Raw genomic sequence first — 17,181 nt, forward strand, 5'->3', positions numbered from 1 at the left:
TCAGAGGGCGTCGAGGACCGACGTCAGCTGCTTCTCGGTGTCGTTGGCCAGCTTCTCGAACACCAGCTTCATTGCCGGGCTGATCAGTTTGGCCGCACCCTTCATCTCCAGATCCGCGCGGTAGGTGAGCACCGAACCGGCACCGGATGCGTCGACGGTGATGGTGTCGGTCGACTTCGACGACTCGTTCTCCCCGACGAACACCAGCGTGCGGTTGCTCAGCTGGTCGAGCCGGTACGTCAGCTTCGCCGTCACGCCGAAGATCTTCGAGACGTTGTGCCAGGTGGCGCCGACCTCGATCGGGCCGGTCCCCTCGCGGGTGCAGGACTGGGTGCCGGGGTCCCATTCCTCGGCGTTCCCGAAGTCCTTGAGGTAGTCGACGACGCGGTCCGGCGGGCACGCGACGGAGAAGGTTCGTTGCACGGAGGGCATGGCGAAGGGTTACCCCCGCGCCGAGGACCTCAAGCCAGCGCGCTCAGGCCGCCTTGCCCCCCGCCGCACTGCCTCCCGCACTGCCCGACGACGCGCCGGCGTCCGCATGACCCGTGCCCTTCGCCTTCTTGCCGGCACCCGTCGTGCCGCCCGACGTCGCATCGGACGCCGACGTCCCGGCAGTGGTGGCGTCCTGGTCCCCGCCGGACGGCTTGGCGTGCTTGGGTCCCTTGGCGTGCTTCGGACTCGTCGACGCGTCGGTCGACGTCGACGCGGAATCTCCGTCTGGCTTGGCGTGTTTGGGGCCCTTGGTGCCCTTGTCGGCGCCGTCCGCGGCCGTGCTCCCGGCGGACGTGTCCGCATCCGGATCGGTGGCGGTCGTCGACTCTGCGGTCTTCGTCGTGGTGGGGTCGGCTGTGGTGGCCGTCGTCGACGGGGTCTTGGTCGTGGACGGGGTCGTGGACGTGGTTTTGGTCGTGGACGGGGTTTCGGTCGTGGATGGGGTCGTCGGGGTCGTGTCGGCCGTCTTCTCCGTTCCGGCAGGGGCGACGCTGAGCAGCTTGGCGTTGGCCTGTGGGACGCTGCTCGCCGACGTGGTGGCCGCCGTCGTCACCGCGGTGGTCGCGGTGTGCTGCACGAGACCCAGTCCACCGAGCAGTCCGCCGAGCAGAGAGCCAAGTCCCCCAAGGGGATTGGTGACCGTGCCGCCGGAGGTGCCTGCCGCGCCGGTCGTCACGCCGCCGCTGAGCAGGCTGCCGTTGAGTAGCGCGTCGACGAGGTTCTTCAAGACGTTCGGTCCACCCGGGGTCGGGTTGCCGCTGAAGAACTCCTTCTGGAAGCCGCTGACCAGTTGATTGAAGCTGTCGCTCAGGGCCTTGGGAAAGTTGACGTCCGGGAACGACAGGAACGGGGTTTCGGTGCCCGCCGTGCTGAAGTCGCGGACGTAGAGACCGGTCTGCGGATCCAACGTCGTGTCGGCGTAGCCGAGGTTGACCAGGGTCGTGAGGGCAGGCGCCAGCGCATTGGCGAGGTGCGTGGCGAAGTCGGCGAGCGGCTTGACCCCGACCAGGTTGAGGGCGTCGGAGGCGAGATAGAGCGGCTCCAGCAGGGGCAGCGTCGCCGATGGCAGCGTGACGTAGAGGTTGAGCGCCAACGGATTCAGCGCGGTCGCGTTGCCCAGCGCGGTGCTGATCTGGTTCGTCAGCTGGGTGTCGAGGCCGGCGAGGCTGAGGCCGCGCAACATGTAGGTGGGTGACAGTCCCGCCGCCAGGTTGTTGAGGAGGGTGAAGGCGTTGGGCCAGGACGCCAGATCCGACAGCGGCTGGTACTCGTAGGTGGCGTCCACGAGCACCGGCAGCACGTTCGCCCCGCCGAGCGTGAGGCCGAGCGGGTCGACGCTGCCCAGAGGGTTGTTGGGGTTGATGCTGCCCGTCAGGTGGGTGGTCGGGTTGACCGAGTCGATGCCGAGCAGCGACGCGAGCGCGCCGAACCGTGCAATGGCGCCGCCGTCGGGACGGCCCGGGTTGTTGATCAGGATCAGCGGCAGCACGGTCAAGCTGCCGAGCACCGGATCGGTTCCGGTGTAGGCCGCCCCGCCGGGCTGAGATGCCAACTGCGCCAACACCTGTTTGTAGGCCATCGCTGCGGCGAATGCGCCGAGTCCGACCCCCACGGTGGGGATGACGCGGGCGTCGATGACGTCGGGCAGGCCATTCGTCAGACCGTCCACCACACCCTGCAGCGACGTCGAGAGCGCCGCCAGCGGGATGTTCAGCGGATCGCCCGCCAGCAGGGTGTTGACCTTGCCGAGCACCAGATCCAACGCGCCCTTGACGCCCAGCTGAAGGTAGGGGGTGCCGTTGATCTCGGCCGCCACCGAATTCGGCAGTGCGGGCGTCCAGCCCAGGTCCAGACCCAGCATCTTCAGCAGCGCGAACGGCGAACCGCTCGTTACGACGTTCAGCCCGGGGACGGCCAGGCCCGACAGGTTGAGCGGGTCGGACAGGTTCAGCCCGATGACCGCCAGCAGACCCGACAGCGTGGAGTTCGTGATGTCGGAGACGCCGAGCAGATTCAGCACGTTCGTCAGCAGACCCGCAACGCCCGCCTGGCCCAGGGCGGTGCTCAGGATCGGAATCGGAATGGAGGCGCCGAGTTGGCCGATGATGCCGGGCAGCAGGTTCGCGGGCAGCTGCGCCAGGAGTCCGTTGACGAGGCTCTTCGGGTCGATGCCCGCGGCCTGCGCGAGCGCGGTCAGGCTGACCCCGTTGACGATCGCCCTGGAGAGCTGGTCGAGCACCGATTGGTCGAAGTCGTAGACCGCGGTACCCAGACCGCCGGTGATGTCGTGCACCTGATCATGATTTGGCAGCAACCGGACGGCAGCGGCCAGATCGACGTTCGCGGCGAGCACGCGCTGGGCGGGCGCAGGCGGGGGTGCGACACCGACGGTCAACGCCGTGGCCGTCGCTGTAGCGGCGCTGGCCAACGCGACGCTCAACCGACGAGCCCTCCGAGTGCGGTGCGTGCCTGCCATCTGACCTGTCCTTTCAATGCACACGGGGGTGCTGCGTCACAAGAAGGTAACACTTACGCAGACGCCAATAGGGGCATTGCTGCGGCGAACTTCGCGCCATCACCCGGCAGACAGAACCAGCAAACCTCCCGCTCAGCGCGGCGTTTCGTGGATTGACGGCTGCGCAAATTTAGACCACGCGCGGGAGTAAGGCGGGCTAAGGGTTCTTAGACGACGATCTCGAGGGCGGCGGCCACCGCCGACGACGCCGCCCCCCGGTAGCTGGCACCGAACAGTACGACGTGCGCCAGCAGAGGATGGAGCTGGTGCAGCCCGATCCGCTCGCGCCACCCCGGCCGCACCGGATGAATTTCCTGGTAGCCGGCGAGCACCGCCTCGTAGTGGGGGCAGCCGAACAGCGCCAGCATCGCCAGGTCGGTCTCGCGATTTCCGCCGTGGGCTGCGGGGTCGATGAGCACCACGCCCTCGGGCGTCCACATCACGTTGCCGCTCCACAGGTCACCGTGCAGCCGGGCCGGGGTGTCCCCGCCGTCGTAGGCGCCCGCACGACACCGTGCGATCACCTCGTCGAGCCCGCGGCGCGTCTCGGCGTCGAGCGCCCGACCGGCGAGCTCGGCCATCGGCTCGAGTCGGTCCTCGGCGTAGAACTCGCCCCAGCGGACGTGCTCGGACAGCGCCATCGGCAGCGGATGGTTCAGGGGTCCGAAGAAACCCGGTCCCGTCCACCCGTCGGGGGCCGCGCCGAACGCGCGCGCCCCGGCATCGTGGGTGCGGGCCAGTCGACGGCCGAAGTCGTTGGCGCAGCGCCGGTCCGGGGGCACCGTCACCAGCCGCTGCAGGGTCAGCGTCGTGGCGTCGTACCCCAGCACGCGCACGCAGGCGACACCGCCGTCGGCGGCGGCCAGCCATCGCAGACCGGCGGCCTCGCACGCGAAGAAGCCCTCCGGGGCGGACGACCGCCGCTTGACGAAGGTCTCCATGACCGAACGGCTACAGGCGCGGCGTCAGGTCGAGTTTCGTGATCGCGACCATCTGGGTGATCAGCCAGCGGCTGCCCTGCGGTTTCATCACCAGCCGGTAGGACAGGTAGCGCAGCGACGGGATGCCCTTGGTCACCGGGCTGGTCGCCACCGAGTTGGTGTAGACGATCGCGCTGGCCTCCGTCGGCGTCAACGACTCCACCGCCGCACCGAGCACCTGGGTGTTGTTGGACACCTGGGCCTGCTTGTTTGTTGCCGCAATCGCGTCGATGTAGCGCTTGTAGTCGACGGCGAAGTCGCCACCCAGGTAGCGGGCCGAGCGCTCCGGCAACTTGTCCATGTCGTCGGGCGTGTAGGTCCACAGCGTGGTGATCGCGTTCGCCGCGGTCTCGGCGACCACGAACTTCACGTGCACCGCGGCCCGATCGGCCAGATAGGGCTGAATCGTCGCGCCCGCGAAGGCGGCGGCCGCGACGAACAACGCGCTCGCGATGACGGCGGCCACCTTCAGCGGTCGCCCCGCCGTGCGATGCGGAACCAGCACGGGTTCGGGCGCCTCGGGGTCGGGGGTCTCGGGGTCGAGGGTTTCGGCGTCGGGGGTCTCGGCGTCGAGGGTTTCGGTGTCGGGGGTTTCGGTCTCGGGCGCCTCGGTTCCTGGCGCGTCGGGGTCGGATGTCTCGGGGGCGGGCGTCTCGGTCTCCGGCGTCTCGTTCACCGGCGTCTCGGTTTTGGCGCGTCGCCAGGAGCGGCGTCGGCGGGTGGGCTTGGACTGATCCGCCGGCCCGTGGTCTGCGGGAACCTGAGCGCCCGAAACATCCTCTGCGACAGGCTCTTTCGTTACCTCCGCGGTTGGCTCGGGCGCGGGTGCGGGCTCAGCCGTCGGCTCAGGCTCGGGCACGGTCGGTGCGGGCGCCTCGTCCGCCGTCGCGCTCGGCTGCGTCGCCTTCTGCCGCGGGAGGCGGTGCCGATTGCGGGCCGCCTTGCCCTGCGGTGCCGAGGCGGCGGCAGCGTCGGCGGCGGTCAGATCACCTGAATCAGTTGACTGATCTTCCACTGCTGTCCCTCCTCGATAGTCGTGACGACCCAACGGGTTCCGCTTTCGATGGGCGTCTTGCCGTCGGGTCCGGTGGTCTTGACGGTGGCGGCCACCAGGACGTCGGCGCTGCCGTTGTCGTTCCAGCGCTGCACTCCGGCCTCCTGGACGACGCCCGTCGTCGGCTCCGCCCGCGCCACCTGAACGACGATCTCGTTCATCTTCTCCTTGAACGACTTCGCGAACTCTCCTGTGCCCTGCGCCAGCACCCGGTCGGCATAGTCATTGGCGTGGAAGGGATCCAGCGAGGTGTAGTCGGTCATGAAGCCGCGGACGTAGAACAGCGCGGCGGCATCCCTGCCCTCCGAGCGGTCCAGGTTCGTGTGTTCGACCACCATGAACACGCTGCCCACGATCGCGGCGACCGCCACCACGAACGCCAGCACGGCCGACACCGGAAGACCCCACCGCCGCGGCGCCTTGGGCTCGGTGGCCGACACGGTGAAGAAGTCGCGAACGGTGTCGTCGACCTTGCGGCGCGGGCTCATCGGCCCGGCCCGCCGTTCGGCGGAGCGGGTGCGGGCCGACCCGGCGGCGGGGCGGGCGCAGCGGGCGCGGCTGCCCCCGGCGGCCCGGCCTGACCCATCAGCGGCTTCTTCAACACGGTGAGGGTGGCGACCTGCCACCGGCCGTCCCTGGACTTCTCGAAGTCCGCGCGCACGGTCGCGGTGATGAACTTCAGCGTATTGGGGTCTGACCCGCGCTGCCCCTGCAGTGCCAGCAACATCGCCGCGTGGTCCTTCGTCGCGGACAGCACGGCACTGCTCACCGCCCAGTACTCGTTGTCGGTGACACCCGCCTTCTGCACGGCCTGCTGCTGCTGGACGAGCTGGGGACGGTACTGGTCGGTGGCCAGGCTCTGCGCCTTCGCGAAGTCGTCGACCACCGTCTGCTGCCCGTAGCTCAGCAGTTGCTCCACGATGCGCGGACCCTGCTGGGCGATCTCGGACCGGGCCTGCTCGACGGCGCGGTCCTCGCGGTACACCTGCCAGTAGCCCAGCCCTGCGCCGCCCGCACCGAGGACGGCCGTCGCGATCAGTATGACGGCGGCCAGGCGCCGGACGTTGGCCTGCGGCGCGTCGACGACGCGAACCTCGGTGCGCACCAACAGATCTGCGAACGTGCGGTGCCGCTTGTCGCCGAGCGGCCAGAACCACCCGACGAGCAGCGACGCGGTGTCGAGCAGGTGAGCGAGGTCGCGAAGGAGCAACCGGGGACTGCCCGCGGCCGCGCCGTCGGCGGTCGTGACGCGGATGCCCGCCACGGCGCGGCCCAGCGTCCAGCCCGTGATCGCCGGTGCCAGCCAGCGATTGGCGAACGTGGCCATGGCCGCCAGCGCCATCACCGCCGTGAACACCCACCACAGCCACGATCCGTGCGTCGTGGTGACGGCGAGCAACGCCATCGTCGTGATCAGCGCGACGCCGGGCAGGACGTCGAGCGCCAGGGCCCCGGCGCGGGCGGGCCAGGACGCGTAGCGGACGGCGTCCTTCGCGGCGGGCGGCGTGTCGAGAGCTGCGTCGAGCAAAGCGGTCACGAGGTGACCTGATCCAGTCGGTTGATCTTGTAGGTGCCGTCGGCGGGCTGCATGTTGACCCGCAGCCGGTAGCCCTGCTCCTGGTTGGGCGCTTGGGAGTTCGTCACCTTGACCCGCACGGCGATCAGGACGTCGACGGAGCCGTCGTCATTGTGCTTCTCGACGGCGCCCCGCATGTCGGACACCTGGACCGAGACGTTGGCGGCCTGGTAGGCCTCGACGAGCATGCTCGCGAAGAAGTTGGCCTGCACGCCGAAGTCGCCCGTCGCGCACTCGATGACCTTCGTCTGGCTCGCCGTCATCGCGGCCACGTTGGGCGCCTGCGTGGCGGCGACGCAATCCTTGGCCCGAGCCAGCGCCAGCGCGTCCTCGCGGGCGATCGCCTCACTCTTGTCGTGCTGTTGCAGAGCCAGGTAGCCACCGACGGCCACGCCCGCGGTCAGCACCAGGAGCAGGGCACAGATGGCGATCAGCCAGCCGCTGCCGAAGCGTTCGGCGCGCCGGGGCGGCTCGTCGTCGCCGAGGGTCGCCTCATCCGCGAGCGGTCGGGCGTCGTCCTGCACTTCGTCGGATCGTGCGTCGGACTCGTCCGACGTGTCGGGGTCTAGTCCGCTCACATCTCCCGGGTCGCTTCGCTCCTGCCCTCCGGTGGGGTTCAGCCGGCTGGTGCCAGCATCTCCTTCCATCCGTTTTCTCCTGGATCGCTTGAGTTGGTGACGGAGTACTTGATTCCGTCTGGCCCGTCGACGTCACCGCTTTGCGGGTTGTAGATCGCCGTAGGACCTGCTGCCGGAGTGTAGATGCACGGGTTGGGTTGCTGGCCACTGCAGGCGACCGTGCCCTGGCCAGGGGCGGTAAGCGGGTCGCTGGTCGGCTGCGGTGACGGCGGCACCTGATCGGCGGGCAACGGGTTGAGGCCGTTGTTGATCGTCGGGGCCGGGATCACGTAGCCGGGCTTGACCGGCTGGTCACAGCGCGCCGCGGGCGCCGGGCACGTCAGGATCTGGTTCGGGTCGCCGTACCAGGGGTTGGTGCCCATCGGCTCGTAGGGCGCGTTGCTGCGGCACTCCTCGGGTGTCGCGGCTCGTTTGCCGGGGACGTCGACGCACGGATAGTTGCGCGCACCGCGGACGACGTTGGCCGGGGTGTCCTTCGGGATCTTGCAGTACAACCCGTCCGGCAGCGGCTTGGTGCTGGTGTCGGCCGGAGCCCGCCACTGCGACGCGGGCAGGAACCCGGTCAGACACGGCGCCGGCTGCCCCAGCGACAGCCCGACGTGCAGCAGACCCTCGCCCGGGAAGATGGTCGCGGCCTGCGCCACCGTCGCTCCCTGCGGCAGGATCACCAGCGCCTGCTCGATGCCCGCGTGATAGCGCTTCAACAGGTCGGCGACCACGGCCAAGTTCGCCAGCGTCTGCGGCAGCGACTCCCGTACGTCGGAGAACACGGCCGCGACCTGATCGGCCGTCGGTGCGGCCTGCTCGAGGCCGCTGCGCAGCGCCTGGTCCTGCTCGGCCGTCTGCGAGGCGATGGTGTTGAGGTTCTTCGCCCATCGCGAGATCGCATCGCCCGACTCGACCTGGCTGTTGAGCAGCGGCGCGGCGTTGTCGACGATGTCGTCGACCGGTTTGAGGTTGTCCTTGAGGTCGCTGGCGATGGCGGTCGTCGAGTCCACCAGCCGTTGCAGCGCCGGACCGAGCCCACCGACCGCCTGCGAGGTCTCGGTCAGCAGCGAGTCGATCTTGTCCCTCGGCAACGCCGCCAGCCCGTTGTTGGCGGCGTCGAGCGCCGGGCCGACCTCGCTGGGCACCGTGCTCTTGGTGATCGTCGATCCCGGCGCCAGGTACTTGCTTGGCTTGTCCGTCGTCGACACCAGATCGAGGTACTGCTCACCGATCGCCGAGACCGAGTGCACGTTGGCCGAGGCATCGACGGGGATCTTGTACTTGCTGTCGATGCTCATGGTCGCCTCGGCGCCGCGCTCGGTGGGGACCACCTGGGTGACCTTGCCGATCTGGGTGCCGAGGTACGTCACGTTCGCGGTCGCGTAGAGGCCACCGGAGCGCGGCAGGTCGGCCTTCAGCTCGTACTGTCCGATGCCCGCCAAGCTGGGCAACTTCAGGTAGTACCAGCCGAGGACGACCAGCGCGATGACGGTCAGGATGGTGAAGATCACCAACTGGATCTTGACGAAGCGGGTCAGCATCGCTCACTCACCTCTCTCGACCAGCGGTCCGCCGGGCGCGTCGTGCGGGTTCGGGGTGAACCGCACGTCCGGAATCATCGTGTTCGGATCCCGGCCCCACGACTGCTCGAGAGCGCGCAGCAGGCCCGAAACCCCTGTGCCACTGAGGAATCCGTTGTCGATCGCCGACAGTGTGAGATCCACGTTCAGGGACACGTTGATGTAGTCGCCGCGGATCGCCTTCGGCACGTTCTCGATGCTGAAGGGTGCCGTGCCGATGACGTTCAGCGCGCCCAGCAGGTAGGGCGAGGCCTTGCCCAGCTGGACCAACGGCCGCTGCAGATTCTGCAGGTTGGTATGAATGTCCGGATTCGCCTGTGACAGCGCATCATTGGTGGCCTTGCTGACGCGACCCAGGGCGACCACCGCGTCACCGATCAGGTCCCGGGTGTCCGCGAAGTGCTTGATCAGCGGCGGGAACTCCGTCAGCACGCGGTCCAGGGTGTCGTTGCGTTGGGCGACGATCGTGATCAGCCGGTCGGTCGAGTCGATCGCGCGGGTCAGGTCCGCGCGCTGGTCGTTGAGCTCCGCGGTGAAGGTGTCGAGGCGGCCGAGGAATTCTCGGATCTGGTCACCGCGGCCGTTCAGGGCGTTGAAGACCTCGTTCTGGATGGTCTCCAGGTTCGGGATGCCGCCGCCGCTGAGGATGGTGCCGATGCTGGCCAGCGTTCGCTCCGTGGTCGGGAACGCACTGGAGTGGTCGAGCGGAATGGTGTCGCCGTTCTTGAGCAACGGCCCGGAGGCGTTCGGCGGCGGCGTCAGCTCCACGTGCTGAGAGCCGAGCAGCGACGTTTGGCCGATCGCCGCGCGCGTGTCCGCGGGCAGCTTCAGACCGGGTTCGACGTCCAGCGTGAGCGTCGCGACCCAGTTCTTCAGCTCGATCGCCCGGACACTGCCGACGAAGACGTCGGCCACCCGGACCCGGCTATTGACGTTGAGCGCCAACGTATCCGGCATCTGCACGTAGATCGTCATGCTGTTCGATCCCGTGCCGGCCCCACCGGGCACCGGCACGTTGGCGATGCCCTTCCACCCGCACGAGGTCAGGATCAGGGCCGCGGCGAGCAGCGCCCCACCGCGCTTGGCGACGGTCCGCAACGTCCGCGACGTTGGCTTCAGACGCTCGAGCATCAGCCGGCTCCTGATTCAGCGGGTAGCGGTGGTCCAGCGGGCGCGGGACCGGGTGCCGGGCCGCCCGCGGGGGTGACGGCGCCGACCGGATCACCGGGGACGACGCCCGGTGCGGGCGCCGGCGGCGGGCCGGGCTGCGGATACCACGGCGGCGGCAGCGGGTTGTTCTCGCTGTAGGCGTCCGGCGGGCCGGGCAGGCGGCCGTCGCTCACCCCGAACGCAGGCGGTGCGGGCGGCGCCACGATGTCCGGGCCGCCCATGAGCTCGCCGAGGGACTCCGGGGTCAGCATGTTCTGGGTGAACGGCTGCACCTGGATGCCCTGCATGCCGGGTGCCACGGTCCAGCCCGGCTCGTGGTTGCCGTGGGAGAACAGCGTGTCGCGGGAGAAGACGCCCGGCACCGTCGTGTCCTTATAGCCGGGCGGCGGCTGCAGGCGCGGCTCGGAGTAGGCGATCTGCTTGGGCAGCGTCATCGCGGTGTTGAAGTTGTTCAGGCCGAACGGCAGCGTGTTGAACTTGATCGCATCGAGGATCGGCGCGAGGTACTGCGCGCACAGCTCCGCCGAATCCTGGTAGCCCAGACGGCTACCCGCCTGAATCGAACTGCACAGGAACTGCATCGGGTTCGCGAACTGGTTGACCGTCGGCAGGCCGACGATGCCACCCGCGTTCGGCGAGGAGATGTTGACGATGTTGGCCGCGAGGTTCGGGTAGACGTGCAGGCCGGTCTCGAGACCCTTGAACGGCTCGGGCTGCAGGATCGCGCTCGTCACGTCGGACAGGTTGTCGACGTCCTTCGTCAGCACCTTGGAGTTCTTGTCGAGGAAGCCACGCGTCGTCGTCAGCAGCGTGTTGAGGTCGCGGACCGCGTTGGCCACCTCGCGGTCGGAGTTGGTGAACGCGTTCGTGAACTGCGCCAGGTTGTCGTTGAGGGCGACGAACTGCTGATCGCTCTTATAGAGCGCATTGATGAACAGCGCCAGGCTCTTCACCACGCCGAACAGGTCACCACGGCCGGTGTTCAACGTCGTCAACGCCTCGGACAGGCTGTTCAACGTCTTGTTGATCTGCTCGCCCTTGCCGGCCAGGCCGTCGGAGAACGACTCGATGACGTCACCGATCGGGCCCCTCGGTTGCTGCTTGGTCGGGCCAAGGTCGGTCAGGATGCGGTCGAGCGAGTTGCGCAACTGGTCGTACTCGACCGGCACCTGCGTGCGGTCCTCGGGGATGGTCGCGCCGTCCTGCATGACGGGGCCGCCGGTGTAGGGCGGGGCCAGCTGGATCGTGCGCGACGCGACCAGGCTCGGGTTGAGGATCGACGCGGTGGCGTTGGCCGGCACCTTGTACTTGGACTCATAGTCGAACGTCACCCGCATCTTGTCCCCGGCGGGCTCGATCTTCTGGATCGACCCGACCCGCACGCCCATGATCTGGACCTTGTCGCCGGGGTACAGCGCCAGCGTCTGCGGGAACTCCGCCACCACCGTCGTGTAGGTCAGCTTCTCGTAGAGCCGGTAGCCGAGGTACGCGGCAACCACCACCACGATCAGCAGCAGCGTGCCGATGATGATCGAACCCTTGGTCAGGGCGGGCATCTTCATGTTGCGGACGTTGAAGATCGTCGACATCTACGCCCCCCTAACCTTGTGATCCGGGCGGAAGGAACGGCGGATTGCCGGGCAGCGGAGGCGTTCCCGCGGGCGGCAACTGCGGGCCCGGTCCCGGTGGCGGCGGCGGTCCGGTCAGCGCGGGCGGCAGCGGCGAGGTGCCGTCACCCTGCAGCGATCCGGGCGCGATGTAGGGGTCCGACGGACCAGGCGTGGCGGGAACCGTTCTGGCGCCAGGGTTTCCGGGCGCGAACGACGGCGGCGGGGTGCCCTCCACCGGCGGTGAGTACTCGCCGGGGAACGCCGCACTCGGCACGCCGGGCGCCGGTGGCGGAGCGTTCGGGTTGGGCGGCAGTCCCATCACGTCGGGCGCGCCATAGTCGTTGGCGCCGTAGGGGTTCGGGCCGAACGGACCGGTGTCGGTCTGGGCGCACGGCAGCGGGTTCTGCGGCGTCGGGAAGTTGCCGGGGCCGGGCGCGTATGAGCACGGCGAGCCGGCGATCACGGCGGGGCCGGGATGCTCCGGCGTGCCCTCCAATGGCGTCGGCGCGGGCGGCGGTGCGCCGTTGGCCTGTCGCTGGCCGTTGGGGTCCGGGTAGCGGAACGACGGCAGACCCGCGTTGCGCCAGAACTCGTTGGGATCGATGCCGCGCTTCTTGAACGCGGCGTCGACCCACGGCTGAATGATCTGGTACGGCAGGAGATTGACGATCATGACCTTGAAGTACGGGCCCGAGGCGATGGCCTCGGCCAGTGACGCGGTGAACTTGCTCAGCGACGTCAGCGTGTCGACGAGGTCGAACTTGCGGGCCACCAGCACGTCGCTGATGGTCTGCAGCTGCGTGAGGACCTTGTTCAGGTTGGGGTTGTCGTCGATGAAACCCTTGACCTGCGTGGAGAATTCGCTCACGTGCTGCAGCAGCTGATCGATCGCGGCCGAGCGCTCGTTGACCGTGGCCAGCAGGGTGTTGGCGTTGACGAACAACGTGTTGATCTGGCCGCTGCGACTACCGAGGATGCCGGCGATCTTGTTGGCGTTCGACAGCAGGTGCCTGATGTCCTCGTCGCGCTTGCCGATCGTGTCCGAGAAGCGCTGGACGCCCACGAGGGCCGAGCTGAGGTGCGGGTAGGTCTGGTCGATCGTGTCGGACAGCACGTTCAGCGCCTGCTTCAGCGTCGCCGTGTCCGTGCCGCCCGCGACCTTGGTGAGGTCGGAGAACGCATCGTAGATCTGGTAGGGCGTCGTGGTCTGCGCGACCGGCAGTACTCCGTTGGCGCCCAACGCCTTCGAGCCCCTCGGCTCGATCTCGAGGTTCTTGCGCCCGAGGATCGTGTCGGTGCGGATGTTGGCGCGGCTGTCCGTGCCGATCTTCGTGCCGTCGAGCGTGTAGCCGATGAGCACCTTGTCACCGTCGATCGCCAACGACTGGACCTGCCCGACGTCGACGCCGGCGATGCGCACCTTGTCCCCGGGGTTGATGCCGGCTGAGTCGGTGAACTGCGCGTAGTAGTGGGGCTGCGCGAAGATCATCGGCACGCTCGCAAAGCTCTGCCCGACACCGATCACGAGCACCAGGATGATGATGCCCATCAACCCGTTGCGGATCCGGTTGTTGCCCTCGAGAGTCCTCATTGCGGTGTGCACCTACCCGATGGCTGTGACGTGACCCTGACCGTACGGACCGGGCCACCAGGCTGGAGGCCGTTCAACTTCAAGGTGATGTCACAGGCATAGAAGTTGAAGAAGTCGCCGTAGATGCCGCCCGCGCGCCCGATGATCTTCAGCGCGGCGGGGATCTTGATGAGCGTGTCGTTCAGTTGAGCCTTCTGGTCGACGAGCGGCTGCTGCAGGATCTCCAGGTCGGTGACGGTCTTCTGCAGCAGCGGCCGGTTCTCCCCGAGCAGGTCGGCGATCGAGCCGGTGCCGTCGCTGATCTGCGCCAGGCCGGACGCGATCGGGTCCGCGCGGTTCTTCAACCCGGTGACGAGCACCTCGAAGTTCTTGATGGTGTCGTCGAACTGCTGCTGGTGCTTGACCGTGGTGTCCAGGACCGTGTTGAGGTTCTTGACCACCTCACCAATCGCCTGGTCGCGGTCGGCGAGCGCCGAGGTCAGCGACGCCGTCTGGTCCAGGATGTCGTTGATCGTGCCGCCCTGGCCCTGGAAGATCGTGACGATCGCCTGGGAGATGACGTTGACCTTGTCGGGGTCGAGCGCCTTGAACAGCGGTCTGAAGCCACCGAGCAGGGCGTCGAGGTCGAGCGCGGGTTCGGTGCGCGAGCTGGGGATGGTGCTGCCCGGGGCGAGCTTGCGGTTGTCGTCACCGCGCTTGAGCTCCATGTAGCGGTCGCCGATGAGGTTGAGGTAGCGGATCGAGGCCGTCGTGCCCTGGAAGAGCTGCAATCCGCGGTCGACGTCGAAGTCCACCTGAACGTCGTTGCCGCCGTTGATCAGCTCGACCTTGCTGACCTTGCCGACCTCGACACCGGACGCGCGGACGAACTGCCCGGCCCGCAGGCCGCTCGCATTGGTGAAGATCGCCGAGTACCCCGTGGTGCGGTCGAACCGCAGCTGGCCGAACACCACGACGATGAGTGCGGTGAACAGCAGCAGCACGAAGGACAGTGCGCCGAGCTTGATCGCTGTGCCGGTGATTCTCATGGGTTGATCGTGTTCTCCCCGATTTGACGGCCCCAGACGTATTCGTTGGCGAGGGGCTGACCCAGACCGATGTGGTTGTACGGGGCGATGCTCGCGCCGTCGTCCATCACCAGGTAGGGCTGTGGCCACAGGTCACGGGTGACGGGCTGCCAGCAACCCGGCCTACCCTCCGGCCCGCCGTGGGCGTTCACCCGGGGCAGGTTGTCGGGATACACATAGGGGTTGCCCGCGCCGAGGATCTCGGTATGGGTGTTCAGGGAGTAGCCGTTGCCACCGAGCGACGACGCGATCTTCGGGTCGACGTCGTGGTAGTTGCGGATGGTGCAGAACAGCATGGGGCTGTACTCGTCGAGCAGGGCGCTGGTGGTGACGAGGTCGCGCGAACTGCGGACCAGGTACGGCCCGGCCTTCTCGAAGACCTCACCCGCGGTGTTGCCGAAGCCGACCGAGGCCATCAGCGCCTCGTCGGTGTTCTTCTGCTCGGCGTTGAGCGTCCTGGCGGTCGTGACGGCGTTGTTCAGCGCGTCGAACAGGTCCGGAGCGGCATTGGCGAAGATGTCCGCGGTCTGGGACAGGAGCTGATTGTCCTGTTGCAGTCGGGGCAGCCGCGGGTTGACGTCGGCCAGGATCGTGTTGCCGTTCTCGATCGACTGGCCGAAGCGCGTGCCCAGCCCGTCGAGGGCCTGCGCCGTCGCGGTGAGAGTCTGGTTGAGCTTGACGGGGTCGACCTTCTCCGCGACCGACACGATGGTCTCGAAGACGGTGTTGAACTCCGTCGTCACCCCGGACGAGACGATCGGCTGGGACGATGACACCCGCTGCGGGGTGGGGTCCTTCGGCGTCGAGAACGAGATGTACTTGTTGCCGAACACCGTGGTCGCCTTGATCTGCGCGTCGACGTTGCTCGGGATCAGGTTGGTGAACTTGCGGTCCACGTCGAGCAGGACCTTGGCGGCGGGTTTGCCATTGAGCTCGGTCGGGGTCACGTCGGCCACGCGGCCGATCTCCACGCCGTTGTAGGTGACCTTGGAGCCGGGGTCCATCGACAGGCCCGACCGCGACGAGATGAGGGTCAGTTTCTCGGGGTCCTGGAAGTCGCCACGGAACTGCAACCACACCAGCGCCAGGACGACGAGCGCGATGACCAGCAGGACGATTCCCGCGATCTTGTACGGAGGCGTCCGCGGCTGGTTGACGGGCAGCTGGTTCTGGCCTGGTGCGGTCATCGGCTACACCGTCAGGTTGAAGTTGGCGTTGGTGCCGTACAGCGCCAACGAGGCGAACAGGACGACGAGCACGATCGCGATGAGCGAGGCCCGCATCGAGCGACCGACGGCCTCGCCGACGCCCACCGGGCCGCCGCTGGCGTAGAAGCCGTAGTAGCAGTGGTTCAGCATGACGATGATCGCGATGATGATGGCCTGCACGAAGGACCAGGCGACGTCGTTGGGGCGCAGGAACGTCTGGAAGTAGTGCTCGTAGGTGCCCGTCGACTGGCCGTAGAACAGCGTCGTGGTGACCTGCGCCGACAGGAACGACATGATGATCGCCATGGCGTAGAGCGGGATGATGACGACGAGGCCGGCCATGATGCGCGTCGACACCAGGTAGCTGATCGACTTGATGCCCATGACTTCCAGGGCGTCGATCTCTTCGCTGATGCGCATGGCGCCGAGTTCGGCGGTCGCACCGGCCCCGACCGTGGCGGCCAGCGCCTGGCCGGCGACGACCGGCGCGGCAATGCGCACGTTGACCAGTGCGGCGAAGAAGCCGGTGAAGGCCTCGACGCCGATGTTGCCCAGCGACGCGAAACCCTGGATGGCGATCAGCGAACCGCCCGACAGGGTGACGAAGCCGACGATGGCGACGGTACCGCCGATGACCGCCATGGCACCGGTGCCCATGCCGATCTCGGCGATCAGTCGCAGCATCTCCTTGCGGTAGAAGCGGAAGGCGTGCCCGATCGAGCCGACGGCGGTGACGACGAACCACGCGACGTGACCGACGCTGTCGAGGAAGCGGCCCGGCGTGCCCGCCAGCCGCTCGACGCGGGGGACGGCCCGGGGAAACCGGGACCGCAGGACTGCGGTGGTCGACATGTCAGCGCCCCGTTCCGAATCGCACGCCGATGGTGGTCATGATGACGTTGACGGCGAACAGCGCGATGACGCACAGCACCAGCGTCTCGTTCACCGCGGTGCCGACGCCCTTGGCGCCGCCCGAGACGGTCAGTCCGCGGTAGCAGCCGACCAGACCGGCGATCAGCCCGAAGGCCAGCGCCTTGACGACCGAGATGACGACCTCGGGCAGGCCCGTGACGAGCGTCAGGGTCGAGACGTAGGCGCCCGCGGAGATGTTCTGGATGTAGACGCCGAAGACGAAGCCACCGACGAGACCGATGGTGATGACGGCGCCGTTGAGGAGGAAGGCGACGAACGTCGAGGCGATCACGCGGGGAACGACGAGTCGGTGGATCGGGTCGATGCCGAGCACCTCGAGCGCGTCGATCTCCTCGCGGATGGTCCGGGCTCCGATGTCGGCGCAAATGGCCGTCGACCCCGCGCCGGCAACCACCAGCACGGTTACCAGCGGCCCCAGCTGGGTAACCGCTCCCAGTGCCGCACCGGCGCCGGAGATGTCGGCGGCACCGAACTCGGCGAGCAGGATGTTGAGGGTGAAGATGATGAGCACCGTCAGCGGGATCGCGACCGCGATGGTCGGCAGGAACGCGACCCTCATCAGGAACCAGCCCTGCAGGATGAACTCCCGCCACTGGAAGGGCCTGCGGAACAGGGCCTTACCCGTGAGCACGCACATCTTGACGAAGCCACCGACGGCCTCGAGTCCCGGCCGTGCCTGATTGCGAACGTAGGTGAAGAGACCCGAGTTCTGGGCCGTCACCGGTGTGGTCCCGCGATCGCGCACCCGACGAAGCCCAGATCGCCGCGACGCACCGGCA

General features: G+C 68.0%; 15 protein-coding genes. All 15 read right to left on the reverse strand.

Going from position 1 to position 17,181, the window contains the following annotated elements:
• Positions 1 to 432, reverse strand: coding sequence for an SRPBCC family protein (locus G6N60_RS26320; protein ID WP_163742917.1), 432 nt, complete (start codon positions 430 to 432; stop codon positions 1 to 3).
• 43 nt (positions 433 to 475) lie between these two features.
• Positions 476 to 2,932: an alpha/beta hydrolase family protein gene (locus G6N60_RS26325; protein WP_163742920.1), complete on the reverse strand. Its 2,457-nt coding sequence runs from the start codon at positions 2,930 to 2,932 to the stop codon at positions 476 to 478.
• 242 nt (positions 2,933 to 3,174) lie between these two features.
• Positions 3,175 to 3,948, reverse strand: coding sequence for a fructosamine kinase family protein (locus tag G6N60_RS26330; RefSeq protein ID WP_163742922.1), 774 nt, complete (start codon positions 3,946 to 3,948; stop codon positions 3,175 to 3,177).
• 10 nt (positions 3,949 to 3,958) lie between these two features.
• Positions 3,959 to 4,663 carry a mammalian cell entry protein gene (locus tag G6N60_RS26335; protein WP_246241059.1) on the reverse strand — a complete coding sequence of 235 codons (705 nt, stop codon included), beginning with the start codon at positions 4,661 to 4,663 and terminating at the stop codon, positions 3,959 to 3,961.
• Between the two features lie 305 nt (positions 4,664 to 4,968).
• Positions 4,969 to 5,529 (reverse strand): Rv1363c family protein, encoded by a 561-nt coding sequence (locus G6N60_RS26340; protein ID WP_163742927.1) that lies wholly within the window; start codon positions 5,527 to 5,529, stop codon positions 4,969 to 4,971.
• On the reverse strand, positions 5,526 to 6,578 hold the full coding sequence (locus G6N60_RS26345) for an RDD family protein (RefSeq protein WP_163742930.1): 1,053 nt from the start codon (positions 6,576 to 6,578) through the stop codon (positions 5,526 to 5,528). Before G6N60_RS26345 ends, G6N60_RS26340 begins: the two co-directional genes overlap by 4 nt.
• Positions 6,575 to 7,264: an Rv1363c family protein gene (locus G6N60_RS26350; protein WP_163742932.1), complete on the reverse strand. Its 690-nt coding sequence runs from the start codon at positions 7,262 to 7,264 to the stop codon at positions 6,575 to 6,577. The genes G6N60_RS26345 and G6N60_RS26350 overlap by 4 nt, the downstream gene beginning before the upstream one ends.
• On the reverse strand, positions 7,234 to 8,784 hold the full coding sequence (locus tag G6N60_RS26355; protein WP_163742934.1) for a virulence factor Mce family protein: 1,551 nt from the start codon (positions 8,782 to 8,784) through the stop codon (positions 7,234 to 7,236). The genes G6N60_RS26350 and G6N60_RS26355 overlap by 31 nt, the downstream gene beginning before the upstream one ends.
• Before the next feature lie 3 nt (positions 8,785 to 8,787).
• The gene (locus G6N60_RS26360) at positions 8,788 to 9,954 is read right to left on the reverse strand and encodes a virulence factor Mce family protein (protein ID WP_163742936.1); all 1,167 of its coding nucleotides are present in this window, start codon (positions 9,952 to 9,954) and stop codon (positions 8,788 to 8,790) included.
• The gene (locus tag G6N60_RS26365) at positions 9,954 to 11,582 is read right to left on the reverse strand and encodes a virulence factor Mce family protein (protein WP_163742938.1); all 1,629 of its coding nucleotides are present in this window, start codon (positions 11,580 to 11,582) and stop codon (positions 9,954 to 9,956) included. The genes G6N60_RS26360 and G6N60_RS26365 overlap by 1 nt, the downstream gene beginning before the upstream one ends.
• Positions 11,583 to 11,592: 10 nt before the next feature.
• Positions 11,593 to 13,194, reverse strand: a complete 1,602-nt coding sequence (locus G6N60_RS26370; protein WP_163742940.1) for a virulence factor Mce family protein — start codon at positions 13,192 to 13,194, stop codon at positions 11,593 to 11,595.
• Positions 13,191 to 14,222, reverse strand: coding sequence for a virulence factor Mce family protein (locus G6N60_RS26375; RefSeq protein WP_163742942.1), 1,032 nt, complete (start codon positions 14,220 to 14,222; stop codon positions 13,191 to 13,193). Before G6N60_RS26375 ends, G6N60_RS26370 begins: the two co-directional genes overlap by 4 nt.
• Positions 14,219 to 15,448, reverse strand: a complete 1,230-nt coding sequence (locus G6N60_RS26380; RefSeq protein WP_163742944.1) for an MCE family protein — start codon at positions 15,446 to 15,448, stop codon at positions 14,219 to 14,221. The genes G6N60_RS26375 and G6N60_RS26380 overlap by 4 nt, the downstream gene beginning before the upstream one ends.
• 3 nt (positions 15,449 to 15,451) lie before the next feature.
• Positions 15,452 to 16,321, reverse strand: a complete 870-nt coding sequence (locus G6N60_RS26385; RefSeq protein WP_163742947.1) for an MlaE family ABC transporter permease — start codon at positions 16,319 to 16,321, stop codon at positions 15,452 to 15,454.
• A 1-nt stretch (position 16,322) separates the two neighbouring features.
• Positions 16,323 to 17,147 carry an MlaE family ABC transporter permease gene (locus G6N60_RS26390; RefSeq protein WP_372511021.1) on the reverse strand — a complete coding sequence of 275 codons (825 nt, stop codon included), beginning with the start codon at positions 17,145 to 17,147 and terminating at the stop codon, positions 16,323 to 16,325.
• Positions 17,148 to 17,181: the final 34 nt, after the last annotated feature.

The sequence above is a fragment of the Mycolicibacterium madagascariense genome (assembly GCF_010729665.1).
GTDB lineage: Bacteria > Actinomycetota > Actinomycetes > Mycobacteriales > Mycobacteriaceae > Mycobacterium > Mycobacterium madagascariense.